The sequence below is a fragment of the Lysinibacillus sphaericus OT4b.31 genome (assembly GCF_000392615.1).
Taxonomy (GTDB): domain Bacteria; phylum Bacillota; class Bacilli; order Bacillales_A; family Planococcaceae; genus Lysinibacillus; species Lysinibacillus sphaericus_B.
In genome coordinates this window covers 3,613,000-3,627,461 of record NZ_KB933398.1, presented here as the reverse complement: position 1 = coordinate 3,627,461, position 14,462 = coordinate 3,613,000, and the positions used below count along the sequence as shown (strand labels likewise).

The 14,462-nt window shown below is 39.2% G+C and carries 10 protein-coding genes, 5 tRNA genes and 1 pseudogene; 14 read left to right on the top strand and 2 right to left on the bottom strand.

The annotated features are described in order from the left end of the window. The first annotated feature begins 13 nt into the window (after nucleotides 1–13). The 7 genes from H131_RS16655 (at nucleotide 14) to H131_RS16625 (ending at nucleotide 5,098) form a co-directional block, all read left to right on the top strand. Nucleotides 14–87 (top strand) — tRNA-Gly (locus H131_RS16655). A gap of 3 nt (nucleotides 88–90) precedes the next feature. Then, a tRNA-Ile gene (locus tag H131_RS16650) sits at nucleotides 91–167 on the top strand. A gap of 4 nt (nucleotides 168–171) precedes the next feature. Beyond that, nucleotides 172–248: transfer RNA gene (locus H131_RS16645), tRNA-Asn, on the top strand. A 13-nt stretch (nucleotides 249–261) separates the two neighbouring features. After that, nucleotides 262–352 (top strand) — tRNA-Ser (locus tag H131_RS16640). A 2-nt stretch (nucleotides 353–354) separates the two neighbouring features. Then, nucleotides 355–426 (top strand) — tRNA-Glu (locus H131_RS16635). Between the two features lie 373 nt (nucleotides 427–799). Beyond that, a complete protein-coding gene (locus tag H131_RS16630) occupies nucleotides 800–3,589 on the top strand; it encodes an S-layer homology domain-containing protein (protein WP_036130747.1) in 2,790 nt (929 codons plus the stop codon). A 300-nt stretch (nucleotides 3,590–3,889) separates the two neighbouring features. Next, nucleotides 3,890–5,098 carry a diaminopropionate ammonia-lyase gene (locus H131_RS16625; protein WP_010860299.1) on the top strand — a complete coding sequence of 403 codons (1,209 nt, stop codon included), beginning with the start codon at nucleotides 3,890–3,892 and terminating at the stop codon, nucleotides 5,096–5,098. Between the two features lie 84 nt (nucleotides 5,099–5,182). Here H131_RS16625 and H131_RS25520 read toward each other — a convergent pair. Beyond that, a pseudogene (locus H131_RS25520) lies at nucleotides 5,183–5,504 on the bottom strand (transposase); the annotation flags it as partial. Nucleotides 5,505–5,876: 372 nt separating this feature from the next. On the opposite strand from H131_RS25520, the gene H131_RS16615 reads away from it, so the two are divergent. From H131_RS16615 to H131_RS16605, 3 genes are all read left to right on the top strand, one after another. Beyond that, nucleotides 5,877–6,638 carry a MerR family transcriptional regulator gene (locus H131_RS16615; protein ID WP_036130744.1) on the top strand — a complete coding sequence of 254 codons (762 nt, stop codon included), beginning with the start codon at nucleotides 5,877–5,879 and terminating at the stop codon, nucleotides 6,636–6,638. A 73-nt stretch (nucleotides 6,639–6,711) separates the two neighbouring features. Continuing rightward, complete coding sequence (locus H131_RS16610; protein WP_010860297.1) at nucleotides 6,712–7,161, top strand: TraR/DksA C4-type zinc finger protein; 450 nt, start codon at nucleotides 6,712–6,714, stop codon at nucleotides 7,159–7,161. A gap of 51 nt (nucleotides 7,162–7,212) precedes the next feature. Beyond that, the gene (locus H131_RS16605) at nucleotides 7,213–8,139 is read left to right on the top strand and encodes a dipeptidase (protein WP_010860296.1); all 927 of its coding nucleotides are present in this window, start codon (nucleotides 7,213–7,215) and stop codon (nucleotides 8,137–8,139) included. A 38-nt stretch (nucleotides 8,140–8,177) separates the two neighbouring features. Here H131_RS16605 and H131_RS16600 read toward each other — a convergent pair whose 3' ends face one another. Further along, nucleotides 8,178–9,098, bottom strand: a complete 921-nt coding sequence (locus H131_RS16600; protein WP_010860295.1) for a 1,4-dihydroxy-2-naphthoate polyprenyltransferase — start codon at nucleotides 9,096–9,098, stop codon at nucleotides 8,178–8,180. A gap of 433 nt (nucleotides 9,099–9,531) precedes the next feature. On the opposite strand from H131_RS16600, the gene H131_RS16595 reads away from it, so the two are divergent. The 4 genes from H131_RS16595 to menB all read left to right on the top strand — a co-directional run bounded on the left by H131_RS16595 (nucleotide 9,532) and on the right by menB (nucleotide 14,311). Further along, on the top strand, nucleotides 9,532–10,917 hold the full coding sequence (locus H131_RS16595; protein WP_010860294.1) for an isochorismate synthase: 1,386 nt from the start codon (nucleotides 9,532–9,534) through the stop codon (nucleotides 10,915–10,917). Continuing rightward, nucleotides 10,910–12,634, top strand: a complete 1,725-nt coding sequence (menD, locus tag H131_RS16590; RefSeq protein ID WP_010860293.1) for a 2-succinyl-5-enolpyruvyl-6-hydroxy-3-cyclohexene-1-carboxylic-acid synthase — start codon at nucleotides 10,910–10,912, stop codon at nucleotides 12,632–12,634. Before H131_RS16595 ends, menD begins: the two co-directional genes overlap by 8 nt. Continuing rightward, the gene (gene menH / locus H131_RS16585; RefSeq protein WP_010860292.1) at nucleotides 12,622–13,431 is read left to right on the top strand and encodes a 2-succinyl-6-hydroxy-2,4-cyclohexadiene-1-carboxylate synthase; all 810 of its coding nucleotides are present in this window, start codon (nucleotides 12,622–12,624) and stop codon (nucleotides 13,429–13,431) included. Before menD ends, menH begins: the two co-directional genes overlap by 13 nt. A 61-nt stretch (nucleotides 13,432–13,492) precedes the next feature. Next, nucleotides 13,493–14,311 carry a 1,4-dihydroxy-2-naphthoyl-CoA synthase gene (gene menB, locus H131_RS16580; protein WP_010860291.1) on the top strand — a complete coding sequence of 273 codons (819 nt, stop codon included), beginning with the start codon at nucleotides 13,493–13,495 and terminating at the stop codon, nucleotides 14,309–14,311. The last annotated feature ends 151 nt before the right edge of the window (nucleotides 14,312–14,462 follow it).

Below are 14,462 nucleotides of genomic sequence, written 5' to 3'. Positions count from 1 at the left end.
ACCCACCATAAATGCGGGTGTAGTTTAATGGTAAAACCTCAGCCTTCCAAGCTGATGTCGTGAGTTCGATTCTCATCACCCGCTCCAAATGGGCCTATAGCTCAGCTGGTTAGAGCGCACGCCTGATAAGCGTGAGGTCGATGGTTCGAGTCCATTTAGGCCCACCATTATTCCGAAGTAGCTCAGTTGGTAGTAGCACCTGACTGTTAATCAGGTTGTCGCAGGTTCGAGTCCTGCCTTCGGAGCCATTTTTTTATTTACGGGGAAGTACTCAAGAGGCTGAAGAGGCGCCCCTGCTAAGGGTGTAGGTCGGGTAACCGGCGCGAGGGTTCAAATCCCTCCTTCTCCGCCATTGGCCCCTTGGTCAAGCGGTTAAGACACCGCCCTTTCACGGCGGTAACACGGGTTCGAATCCCGTAGGGGTCATACTAAAGCACAGTAGATGTTTTTACATCTACTGTGCTTTTTTGATGATACTTGTTAAATCTAGTACAATAGTTGCTTCATATGCGCCGCCGCATTTGTTGTTTCCAACCAAGCCATTTTCTTATTCAGGTATTACACTCCTATAAAGCTTTTTAACTTCTTCATAGATCTTATCAAAATTGTTTTGCGATTAGTAATCACGACGAAGTATTCGTTACTTCAAATACTTGGGAATTATTTCAATTTGATGATTGTTTACTATTGATTAGACAAATATTCCATGGTAAAACTCGATAATATTGGTATATCCTTTGGAATAAATCTATCTTTCTTTTATAATAGAGATGAACAGAATTAGTAGGAGGTTATTAATATGAAAAAAAATCAAAGTAAATGGATTGTGAGTACAGCATCTGCTGCATTGGTTGCGGCAGCTGTTGTTCCTGCTGCAAGTGCAGCCTCCTTTACAGATATTGCAAAGAGTGACCATAAAGAGGGGATTTTGGCATTAGCAGATGCAAAAATTGTAGGTGGATATACTGACGGTACATTTAGACCAAATGCTCCCCTTACGCGTGGCAATGTCACAAAATTTTTAGGGAAATGGCTTGTATCTGAACACTATCAAGTACCAGTAGATTACAATAAAAAAGTACGTTTTACAGACTTACAGCCTGCATCTACAAAAGATAAAGAATTATTACAATATGCAGCACTTATATATGATACAGGTATTTCCAAAGGTACTAATAACAAATTATCTCCTTCCGAGAATATTACTCGTGAACAAATGGCTTCTTACTTAGTACGTGCTATTGAAACAGTTTACGATATCGATTTAATTGCGAAGTATAAAGAAGAAAACTATAAATCTTCTATTACAGATTTAAAAAATACGTCCTCAACAGAGAATCGTGAGGCAATTATTGCACTAGAGTATGCAAAGATTACAAATGTTAAGGCATTTAATCCAACCAACACATTAACACGTGGTCACTTTGCATCTTTTTTACATCGTACTATGACAAATGTCACTGATATGCTCAAAGAACATGAAGTACCTTTACTCATCCAAACAGTTAAAGTTGTAGATGCCAATACACTACAGGTTACATTAACAGATGGGACAAGCCATAAGGTAACATTAGCAACGCCACTTACTGAAAATGTGGAAACAAAGGTAGATTTTAAAATTAATGATAAATCCTATTCAGCTGTTGTTACATATGAAGTCAATGAGCTGAAGGTGCAATCCATTGAGGGAATCAATGCCTCTCAGATCAAAGTTGTTTTCAACCTAGCAATTGACCCGCTGTCTGTCTTAAAAACAGATGGGAAATTACAGGATAATATTGCGGCTTTCTCTAATGTGGACACTTTAAGAGCACTATCAGTTGTGAAAACAGAAATCAGTGCTGATAGAAAATCAATCATCTTTACAGTAAATGAGCCATTAAAAGGCACACATCGTTATGTGTTAAACAACATCAAATCTGAAAAGGGCTTACTGCTTAAAAGAGTAGATGCGAATTTTGTCATTGCTGGGGATACACAACCACCTACTATTTTGGGAACAACACAAGGAAATAACTCTTCAATCGTAAAAGTGCAGTTTTCTAAGCCAATGGCAGCATTTCCAAATGAACGCATTCAATTCACATTACCAAATGGAACAAAGGTAATGAATGTGGTAGGGAGTATTGAACAAAACGCAACTGAAGCAACCTTTGATTTATCAGCTGCAACAGTGAATGGTAGTTATTTAACACCAGGTACAGCTATGCAGATTACATTTGTAGCGGCAACAGATTTGTCAGGGAATATAATTTCACCAAACCCTGCAACTGTAACAGTGAAAAAAGGAGATAAGGATGGTATTCCGCCAACACTATCTTCTGTCACACAAACTGGCCCAAATACATTCCAGTTATTATTCTCAGAAGAGATTCAACCACTTTATGCATATGATCTTTTAATTAAAAACGGACAGACTTCAATTTCCGTGAATAAAGTAGAGAAAGATCCCAAAAATGGTCGTTTAATCAATGTGACGGTTGATCCAAAAAGTATACTTCAAGGAATTACAACGATTGGGACAGCTTCTAGCCGTGTCATTACTGACTTATCAGGTGAAACGGCAACATTCTCAACTGTATATAACTTTATAAAAGATGACAGAGCGCCTGTCCTAATGAATTCTGAAATTGTTTACGAGGATAATGTAGAATATTTACAATTATCGTTCGATAAGCCAGTACAGATAGGAGCTTACGCAAAAGCATCATTTACGGGAAGCTATATGAATAACCACATTTTGTATGAGGTATCAAGAGGATCTCAAAGCGATATTCATACCGTAAAAGATCAGCCTACAAAATTACGTGTTAAAATTGCAGGTCTGCTAGGCCCTTATGATACAAAGGGAGCTCTTTACGATGGCAAACTAACTTTATTTAATGTTACGAATTTATATGGTGTGCCTATCAATGAAGTGCAAAATGTAAAATTTACACGTAACGGTGATTTAAGTGTTAATGGTAATAAACTGACATTAACGCAGTACAATGCAATTCAAACATCTGCGACAGATTATTCTATTAAAGATAATAATATTGTTTATTTAAATTTCAATTATCCAGTTGATCCAGCACTTGCTCAAAACGTTCAAAATTATATTATTGATAACGCTCAAGTAGAAAGTGCAGTTGTAGAGGCATCCAATTTAAATCGCATTAAGCTTACAGTGAAAAAAGATTCGAATTATTTTAATGGCATACGAAATTTCACGATTAAAGGCTTAAGAGCAGCAAACTCTATGGAATCATTCGATGAGGTGCGAACTACAGTTAATCTTAAAGAAAATATTGCACCAAAGGTTGTGAATGTGAATGTTAGCAATTCACAAACGTTAGAACTTGTTTTCAGTGAGCCAGTAATAAACGTTAATAGTATGGACTTTGATATTAGTGTGAATGGTTCTTCGGTAGCAGCAAGTACTTATGCACAAGGCAATGATAGAGTGCTGATTACAATATCTCAGAGTGGATATTTATTTGAAAACGGTAGAAATGTTACGATTCAAGCTTCACCACGTAATGCTATTACAGATAATAATGGAAATAAGTTAGATTTCACTTCACAAACAATAACAGTGCAAAGATAAATTATATGGATTAAGCAAGGATTTCCTATGACAGATATTTGTTTTTCCACAAGGTAAATTACCTGACGTGGGACATACTAAATGCAGTAGATATTAATTTTATCTACTGCATTTTTTTTATGTATATTCACAAGAGAAAGCCCTAGATTTTCATTTTATCGTACCATTAATGTAAGATAAACGGTGCTTTATGAATATACTGAGGACCTTTATGTTCATTTTTTATTTTGGTACCTTATTTTGAATTTTACGCCTTAATCGACTAAGATGGTAATAGAAACAAGACTAGGAGGAATATGGATGGATAAACTTGTGTGGGTGAATAATCAACAATATTTATTACAGAAAAATATAGAACAATCCGTACCTTTTTTACAGCATTTCACATCAGAGCAAGTAAATCGTGTTACAGCATTTCATCATACATATGAAAAGTTTAAAAATACACCTCTACGAAATTTACAAGCTCTTGCCTCATTGCTGGGCGTACAAAATATAATGGTAAAAGATGAGTCTTATCGCTTTGACTTAAATGCATTCAAAGTATTAGGCGGTGTTTATGCAATAGGACAGTATGTCGCCAATATATTAGGAAGAAATATTGAAGATTTATCATTTGAACAACTTAAATCACCAGAAGTAAAAAAACAGTTAGGAGACTTAACGTTTATTTCAACGACAGATGGTAATCATGGTCGTGGGGTAGCTTGGGCTGCTCGAGAGCTTGGCTTTAAAGCACGAATTTATATGCCTGCTGGTAGTGCCGAGGAGCGTCTACAAAATATTAAGAATGAAGGCGCTTATGCAGAAATGACGACTATGAATTATGATGATACGGTTCGTTATACCGCAAAGCTTGCGCAAGACAATGGCTGGGTCATCATACAGGATACAATGTGGGAAGGTTATGAGGAAATACCGCTATGGATTATGCAAGGCTATACAACGCTTGTAAAAGAAGTGGTGGATCAGCTGGAAAAGGCGCCTTCGCATGTATTTTTGCAAGCGGGTGTAGGGTCTTTTGCAGGTGCCGTTGTGGCCTATTTAAAGCAATCTTATACACAAGAAATTACGTTCATTTTAGTAGAGCCTTATGCGGCAAATTGCTTTTACGAAAGCTTTAAACAAGGAGCACCACATTATGTAACGGTTGGAGGAGAAATGCAGACTATTATGGCAGGTTTAGCTTGTGGAGAACCAAATCCAATGGCTTGGGAAATTTTAAAAACCTATACGAAGATAGGGATATGCTGTCACGAGACTGTCGCTGCAACTGGTATGAGGGTGTTAGGCAATGCAATTGGAACAGATGCCCGTATTGTTGCAGGGGAATCAGGAGCGGCTCCATTTGGATGTTTTTATGAATTAATGACAAATGAGCATTATGCCTTACTAAGGGATACTTTACAAATAAACGAGCATTCCCGTGTGTTGTTTTTCAATACAGAGGGCGATACGGATGTAGAAAACTACCGCAACATTATGTGGCACGGAGGCTATGCAAAGTAGGAATAAAAGGCATCTCATTGAGATGCCCCAGATTGAAAACGAAAGGTATTCGGAATAATCACATTCCGAATACCTTTTGAAATTTTAGTAAATAATTACCAATATTCCTGTTAGCGAGAGTAGTACTCTACGATCAACTATTTTCTTCCAATTTTGGACTTTAGCATGTTCATTAGCTAGCTTCTTCAAATTCATGGCAGCAAAAGTAAGCATCCCCTGCATGAACAATTTTTTAATCACTCGTAAGGTTGTCCAACGCATACCATGCTTTTCTTTCGCATCCGTACATACACGTTCCATCGTTTCTTTTCTACGTGCACGTTTGTTTCATGTCACTTTGATAACGTAAATGATCGGCTTCTTCCATATGATTGTACCCAAAAAGGAGTTCAATGATTTTCCGATGTCAGCATGTCTAATTAATCTGGTTCATTATTACTATTGTTCGTCATCCTACCCATCACCTCAATCATTTACAGACGTGCACTAGTTGATTGGAGTGCAGGCGGCGACTTCTGCGGGAATAGCATGAGCTGAATGCCCCACAGGAGCGTAGCGACGAGGAAACTGAAGCCATGCCCGTGAAAAGCGTCTGCCTTAGCGGAAAGTAACAGGTTTATATAGATACTCCTATTTCCAAAGAAAAAAGACTATAAACAAACACGTGTCATCAAAGTATCGGATAACTGGAGTAGTTTTTAAAAAATAAATATAAGATTTTTCTCTTGACCTTGACGTTGCGTAAAGGTTTAGAGTATGGGTAGTGGAGGTGAAAGTGGTGGAATACTCGATACAGGAACTAGCCAATCTGTCTGGCGTCAGTACAAGAACGTTACGGTATTATGATGAAATTGATTTGCTAAAGCCAGCAAGAACAAACGAGGCAGGTTATCGATTTTATGGAGAAAATGAGGTCGATGTACTGCAACAAATACTATTTTACAGAGCGTTAGATATGAAGTTGGCAACAATTCAGGAAATAATTCAGGCGCCTGATTTTCAACCTATAGTTGCACTTGAAACGCATCGCATGGCCTTACTCCAACGAAAAGAGCAACTTGAAAAATTATTACAAACAGTAGAAAAAACGATTGAATCATTAGAGGAGGAACGACCAATGACAAACGAAGAGAAGTTTAATGGATTTAAAGAGAAGCTAATTGAGGATAATGAAAAGCAATATGGTGAAGAAATTCGTGCGAAATATGGTAATGACACAATAGAAGCATCGAATTCTAAGTTGAAAAATATGACGGAGGAGCAATTTACGGCGATGCAGCAGCTAGAACAGCAATTATTTGAACGTTTAAAAGAGGCAATGGAAATTGGCGATACAAAAAATGATGTAGCAATGGAGGTTGCAGAGCTTCATAAACGTTGGCTAAGCTTTTCATGGCCGCAGTATTCCAAGGAAGCACATGTTGGTTTAGCGCAAATGTATGTTGCTGATGAGCTTTTTACAGCCTATTATGATGAGCGTGTAACAACGGGTGCTACACAATTTTTACATGATGCAATAATGGTGTATGCGCAAAATTAAGTAAGCCTTGTCATGCTTTATGTTTTAGAAACATTAATTTAGGAAAAAATGAAAGCATGAGGAGGAGATTTTTTTGAACCAACAAGTGATGGAAAAGTTAAAAAAGCAATTAGAACAGGACTTGCAGGAAATAGAACAACAGCTTGAGGAAGCAGAGCGACCACAAGCAACAGAGCTATCTAATTATGATAATCATCCTGCTGACAATGCAAGTGATTTAACAGATCAGCTAACAGAAATGGCTATCGATGGACACCGAGGTGATGATGCTGAGGAAATTAAACGTGCGCTTCAAGCAATGCAAGATGGCACATACGGCACATGTACTGTCTGTGGAGAGGAAATCCCACTTGGACGCTTAGAAGCTATGCCAAAAGCATCGACGTGTGTAGAGCATGCGGAACAAAAAGAGGAGCAAATAAGACCCGTGGAAGAAGAAGTACTATCGGCATCGCCAAAATCGGATGATTTCGAAGAAGTTGAAGAGTTTGGCTCATCAGATACACCTTCTGATAAAAATTAATTTAAGCAATCCTTGCCATGAGCAGTATAATAGCTGTAAGAGGTGAAGGGCATGGAAATTATTGATTTACATTGCGATGTACTAATGAAATTAACGCAGCTAGAAACAGCAAAGTTTGCAGATGATAGACGTTTGCATGCAAACAAAGAAAGGCTGCAACTAGGGCAAGTCAAAGCACAAGTGTTTGCTATTTTTATTAAACCAGATATCCCGCAGAGTTTGCAATTTTTAGAGGTCATGCGTCAAATTGAAGTATTCCATACGCATGTTTTACAAACCGAAGGCATGGTGCATATTACAGAGTGGTCACAACTAGATACATTGGCTCCACACGAAATTGGTGCTATTTTAAGTTTAGAGGGCTGTAGTCCTATCGGTAGTGATTTAACAAAGCTGTCCGCTATTTTAGATGCAGGCGTAAAGCTTGTTGGGCTTACATGGAATGAAGAAAATGCCGTAGCTTATGGCGCTGAACAAGATGCCAGTCTTGGCCTAAAAGCATTTGGAAAAGAAGTAGTGGATTTGCTAAATGAGCGAGCTATTATTATAGATGTATCTCATTTAAATGAGCAGGGCTTTTGGGATGTCTTGCCATTAGCGAAGCATATTATTGCTAGTCATAGTAATGCGCGAGCACTTTGTGATCATCCACGTAATTTAACAGATAAGCAGGCCAAGGCACTAGTAGCGCATGGTGGTCATATTCATGTAGTATACTTCCCTAAATTTATCGGTGAAGATGCGACAATAGACGATTTAGTTACACATGTAAAGCATCTAGCTAATTTAGTAGGAGTTGAACATCTCGGGCTAGGTTCTGATTATGACGGAATTGATTGCACAGTTCAGGGATTAGCACATGCTGGGGAGGCGCAAAATTTACTAGAAGCTTTACGTGCTCATTTTTTAGACGAAGAGGTACGTGGTATAGCAAGTAATAATTTACGTCAATTTATAAAAAAAGCAGCAACCCGTTAAGGCTGCCACATATTTACCATAGCTAGGGTTGTACTTCATTAATAGAAAAAGTAATTTAACAGCAGTCCTACTGCTAATAGGAAGCCAAAGATTGTATTTGTTTGCGCTGTATATTTCATCGCAGGCATTACTTCTTTCGCTTCTTTTTTATCGCGGAAAATTTGGATGGCACGAAGCGGCTTCGGTACACTTAGGAAAATAATAAGTGCCCAAAAGGTAATACCATCAATTGCTACTAATGCAATTACCCATAAGTACGAAACGATGAAAAAGCCAGATAACACAGAAATAGCACGGTCACGTCCTACTAAAATGGCAAGTGTTTTACGACCACCTTCTGTATCACCAACGATGTCACGAATATTATTTGACAGCATGATGCCACCCACTAAAATCATACTTGGTACTGAGAGTAAAATCGCATCAAGTGTTACTGTAAGTGTTTGAATATAAAAGGCGATTAAGACAATCCCCATTCCCATAACAGCACCAGAAACAATTTCTCCAAATGGTGAATAGGCAATAGGATACGGCCCTCCAGTATATAAAAAACCAATAAGCATGCAAACGATTCCTACGGCAGCGAGCCACCAAGAGGTTGATGCACAAATATAAACGCCAAGAAGCATCGCAATTGCATAAAAGCTTAAGGCAATCATCATAATTGTTTTTGGTTGAACACCATGACGGACGATCGTTCCGCCAATGCCAACAGAGTGTTCATTATCAAGTCCAAGTTTGTAATCATAGTATTCGTTGAACATATTAGTTGCTGCTTGAATGAGCATACTTGCGATAAGCATAGCAAAAAATAGTCCAAAATTAATTGTTTCTTTATCAATTGCGAGTGCAATTGCAGTTCCTAAAAATACTGGAACGAATGAAGCGGTTAACGTATGTGGTCGTGTTAAATGCCACCAAACTTTAAAACCCCTATCAGCTTCAATGACTTTGGTCATAAGGTCTTTCTCTCCTTCAACTATTGTAGACTCTTCTTATTTTATACGAAGAAAGAGAAAATGGATAGGTTCACAGCTTATTACATACTGTTCAGTTGAAAAAAATGATACAATAGAACATGCATTTATGAACTGGAAATATAAAAATACAGCCGTCAAATAGTGAAAGATGGCTATTTTAGCGTATTAAACATGATTCAATGGATAGACAAGCGTCACTGAGTTACGTCAAAGCCCGGGCAGCTGTTTCAGATTGTTTGACGTTTCAGTGATAAGTACAATGTTGATTACATTGCAAACTACTAAGTCTATAACGAAAAGACTCCAACTTACTGAACAAAGGATAATTCAACATCTGAACGTATTGACAGATACAAATACACCAAGGCTTAATTGATTGATTATGTACATTGCAACAACGGAGGTAATATTCATGCAACAGAAGTGGTACCAAGCCACAGAAATAGAAGTGGACTCTTTGGGCCAAAACCTTCATTTTTATATGGAAACGATCGAAGTAAGTCGCTTATCGGCGCTAGCATTTTATGCAGCGGGTGAGGAGCGTTATAAAGGTGAACGATTTTATTGGCAAAATAGAGAAAAAACAATGACATTAGTGGGTTTAGGACATGCCCATACGATTCAAAATAACGCAAAAAATGACCGCTTTGACGAGGTGGAAGCGGAGTGGAAGCACTTAACGAAACATTGTGTTAAGGGCCAAGCTGAGCTACAGCCCATTTTATTTGGCGGTTTTACATTTGATCCACAAAATAATGTGGATGGGGAGTGGACGGGCTTTCCCGAAGCATATTTTGCACTGGCAACATATCAGCTTGTATTGCGTGATGACAAAGCATATGTGAGCATTCATCTTATTACACATGAAAAACAGCCAGAAGAACAGATGGAAGCACTACGTCAAGAGCGTGATCATTTCATTCACGCTGCGCAGGTAAAAGAAGTGGGAACGTATTCAAAGCCTGAAATAACAAGTTATTTTGAGCCGTATAAGGAGCCGTACCTAGCGTCGATTGACCAAGTGACAGCCCTGATTAAGGCGAAGAAGGCCAATAAAGTCGTTATTGCACGATCGCTTGCTTTACAGTTTAAAGAGCAGGTAGCATCACCACAAATACTATCGCAAATTATAAATGAACAGCCGGAAAGTTATTTGTTTGGATTAGAGCGTCACGAATTATTATTTTTTGGTGCGTCACCGGAACGACTTGTGAAAGTTAAAAATGGACATGCCTATTCATCATGTGTGGCAGGCTCTATTAAACGTGGTAAAACAGCTGATGAAGATGAAACCTATGGACAAAGCTTATTAAATGATCCAAAAAATGGTGGCGAGCATCACTATGTGGTTGATATGATTGCAGATATTTTCCGTAAAAACTGTATCAATGTGAAAATACCTGATGGTCCACGCTTACTAAAAATTAGAGATATTCAACATTTATATACACCGGTTGAAGGTCAGTTAAATAATGGAGCAACTATTTTGCAACTGACAAAGTATTTGCATCCGACGCCAGCTTTAGGCGGTGTGCCGAGACAAGAAGCAATGGCAGCTATCCGTAAATATGAGCCGATGAATCGTGGGCTTTATGCTGCACCAATTGGTTGGATGGATGCAGAGGGAAACGGAGAATTCGCGGTAGCTATTCGTTCGGCAGCATTAATTAAAGATAAGGCCTATTTATATGCAGGTGGCGGTATTGTAGCTGATTCAGAACCACAGTCTGAATATGACGAAACGTTAGTGAAATTCCGTCCGATGCTTCGGGCGTTAGGAGGACAATTACATGAGTGAACAGAAGATATTAACTGATTATGTATATAAAATTGTCGCATCACTCGTACAAGCAGGTGTACGAAATGTTGTAGTAAGTCCAGGTTCACGTTCGACACCCCTTGCTTATGCTTTTGCATCAACAAAGCAGCTTAAAATATATCGCCAAGTTGATGAACGATCTGCCGCATTTTTCGCATTAGGTATTGCTAAAGCTACGGCACAGCCGGTTGTCCTATTATGTACATCAGGTACAGCTGCCGCAAATTACTACCCTGCGATTGTAGAGGCTAGTTATGCACGCGTACCATTAATCGTTATGACAGCAGATCGTCCCCATGAATTACGAGAAGTAGGGGCACCACAAGCTATCAATCAACCAAATTTATATGGTCCTCATGTAAAGTGGAGTGTTGATTTTCCACTGCCAGATAACGCTGCACCAACATTGCCATTTATTGAGCGTCACCTTGCTCGAGCGGTTGCCATAGCGACGAGTGCACCGTCTGGACCTGTGCATATTAATGTACCGTTCCGTGAGCCATTGCTGATCGATTTTCGTGAGGAGTTACCTGAAGCATCATTTAAGCAAAGTAGCATTGCTGAGCTAACGCCTTCTGTGGCAATACAACAGGAGCTAGCGTCAATTTTACGCACGACAAAACGAGGCTTTGTCGTTATTGGTGAGCTTGCGCTAGGGACAGATGTAACTATTTTATGGGACTTTGTCCGTCAATTGAAATGGCCTGTTATTGTGGAGAGTTTATCAAATATGCGAACGTCTGTACCAGAAGATTGTTTGCCATATGTTATTTCAACGTATGATGCGATTATGAAAAGTGAAGAATTTAAAGCGCTTGTTGAGCCAGAAACAGTGCTACGTTTAGGTTCACAGCCTGTATCGAAATTTATGATGCAATTTATTGCGAAGTCACGACCAAATACTTATATAGTTGTGGATGAAGACCCCATGTTCCGAGATTCTACAGGTGTATCGACACACTTTATTCATGCAAGTGTTGGTGATTGGCTCGTACAGTTAGATGTTCCTGCAACTGCGCTAGAAGCGGAGTACTTAGCGGAATGGCAAGATGCTAATGATATTGCACTGGAGTATATTGAACACTATACAGCAGGAGCAATCGATGAGGGTGCCATGGTGAGTCGTTTACTAGAGATGATTCCTAATGGCAGTGATATTTTTGTTAGCAGTAGTATGCCAATTCGTGATATTGATACATTTTTAATGAAAACGACAAAGGATCTTCGCATTTTTGCAAATCGTGGTGCGAATGGTATCGATGGTGTTGTATCTACAGCAATGGGCTTTAGTCAAGTGAATGGTCGTGAAACCTATCTACTCATTGGCGATTTAGCCTTTTTACATGATGTCAATGGACTTATAGCATCGCGCTACCAAGAATGTAATATTACTATTATTGTCATGAATAACGATGGCGGTGGTATATTCTCTTATCTACCACAATCAACAGTAGAAGCACATTATGAAGATTTATTTGGCACACCAACAGCACTTGAATTCCGTGATATTGCACATATGTATGGTATGGAATATATTCGGGTAGAGGACATTTCTGAGCTATTATCGAAATTTAACATAGTGAAAAAACGTCCGTTACGTTTACTAGAAATATTTACGGATAGAGAAGAAAATGTCTATGCCCATCGTGCGCTTTGGAATCTCATTAATGCAGGTTTAAAGGCATGGCAAAGCTAAAGATTCGAGGCATTGAGACGCACGTAAAAATATGGAATGAGGAAGCACAACAAACGATTGTGGCTTTGCATGGTTTTACTGGTAGTACGGAGACGTGGCGAAATTTAGCGGATGCCTTGCCTCAAGTGCGCATTGTCGCAATTGATTTAATTGGTCATGGGCAAACGGCTGTACCTGAGCAAATTAGCCGCTTCACCATGCTAGAACAACTGCGTGATTTAGAGGAAGTTTTTAATCAACTACAGCTAGAAAAATTTACGCTATTAGGCTATTCGATGGGTGGACGTATCGCATTATCATACGCAATTACGTACCCAGCACGTGTAGACAAGCTAATATTAGAAAGCGCTTCTCCAGGATTACGTTCATCTGAAGAACGAAAGTCGCGTTGTGAGCGCGATAATGCACTTGCTGAAAAAATAGCGGCAAACGGTGTGGAATCCTTTGTCCATGCATGGGAAAATATCCCGTTATTTGCCTCGCAGAAACGTTTACCTGCAATTGCCCGACAAGCAATTCGCCTAGAGCGACTCGCCCAAAGGGAAAGTGGTCTAGTTGGTAGCTTACGAGGGATTGGCACTGGTATGCAACCGTCAAATTGGTCGCTTTTAACACAAATGGATATGCCTGTACTGCTTATTACTGGCGCACTAGACGAAAAGTTTTGTCACATTGCCATTGACATGAAAGCGTTATTAAAAAATGCACAACATATGACAGTAAATGACGTGGGACATGCAATTCATGTGGAAAATCCCGCTGAGTTTGCTACAATAGTAATGAAGAATTTAACGTGATGTTTTATTACGTTAGCGTCTCGATTTTTTCGAAACGAATTATTAATTAGGAGGTAATACAATGACACGTCAATGGACTACTTTACATACTTACGAAGATATTAAGTATGAATTTTATAACGGTATCGCTAAAGTAACGATTAACCGTCCAGAAGTTCGCAATGCATTCCGTCCCAAAACGGTTATGGAAATGATTGATGCATTTTCACGCGCGCGTGATGATAAAAATGTAGGTGTTATCATTTTAACAGGAGAAGGAGAACATGCCTTCTGCTCAGGTGGTGACCAAAAAGTACGCGGACATGGTGGCTATGTAGGGGACGATGAAATCCCACGTTTAAATGTGCTTGACCTACAACGTTTAATCCGCGTTATTCCAAAACCAGTAGTAGCGATGGTTGCGGGCTATGCAATCGGTGGAGGCCATGTATTACACGTTGTATGTGACCTGACAATCGCAGCTGACAATGCTCGTTTTGGACAAACTGGACCAAAAGTTGGTTCATTCGATGCTGGTTACGGTTCAGGCTATCTTGCACGTATTATTGGTCATAAAAAGGCACGTGAAATTTGGTTCCTTTGCCGTCAATATGATGCACAGCAAGCACTTGATATGGGATTAGTTAACACAGTTGTTCCTTATGCGCAATTGGAAGACGAAACTGTTCAATGGTGTGAGGAAATGCTGCAAATGTCTCCAACTGCGCTACGCTTCTTAAAAGCGGCGATGAACGCAGATACAGATGGCTTAGCAGGTCTTCAACAAATGGCGGGTGACGCAACACTTCTTTACTACACTACAGATGAAGCAAAAGAAGGTCGTGACGCTTTCAAAGAAAAACGCCAACCAGACTTCGGTCAATTCCCAAGATTCCCTTGATTATTTAGATTGATTATCGGCTCGTGTCTCTTAACAGATGCGAGCTTTTTTATGTATTTGAAAGGTTGAAGCGGATAAAAGCTATGAAGTGACGGATAGAAAGAGAAAAGTCGCGGATAGAATCTATGAAGTGACAGATAAGGATAGAAAA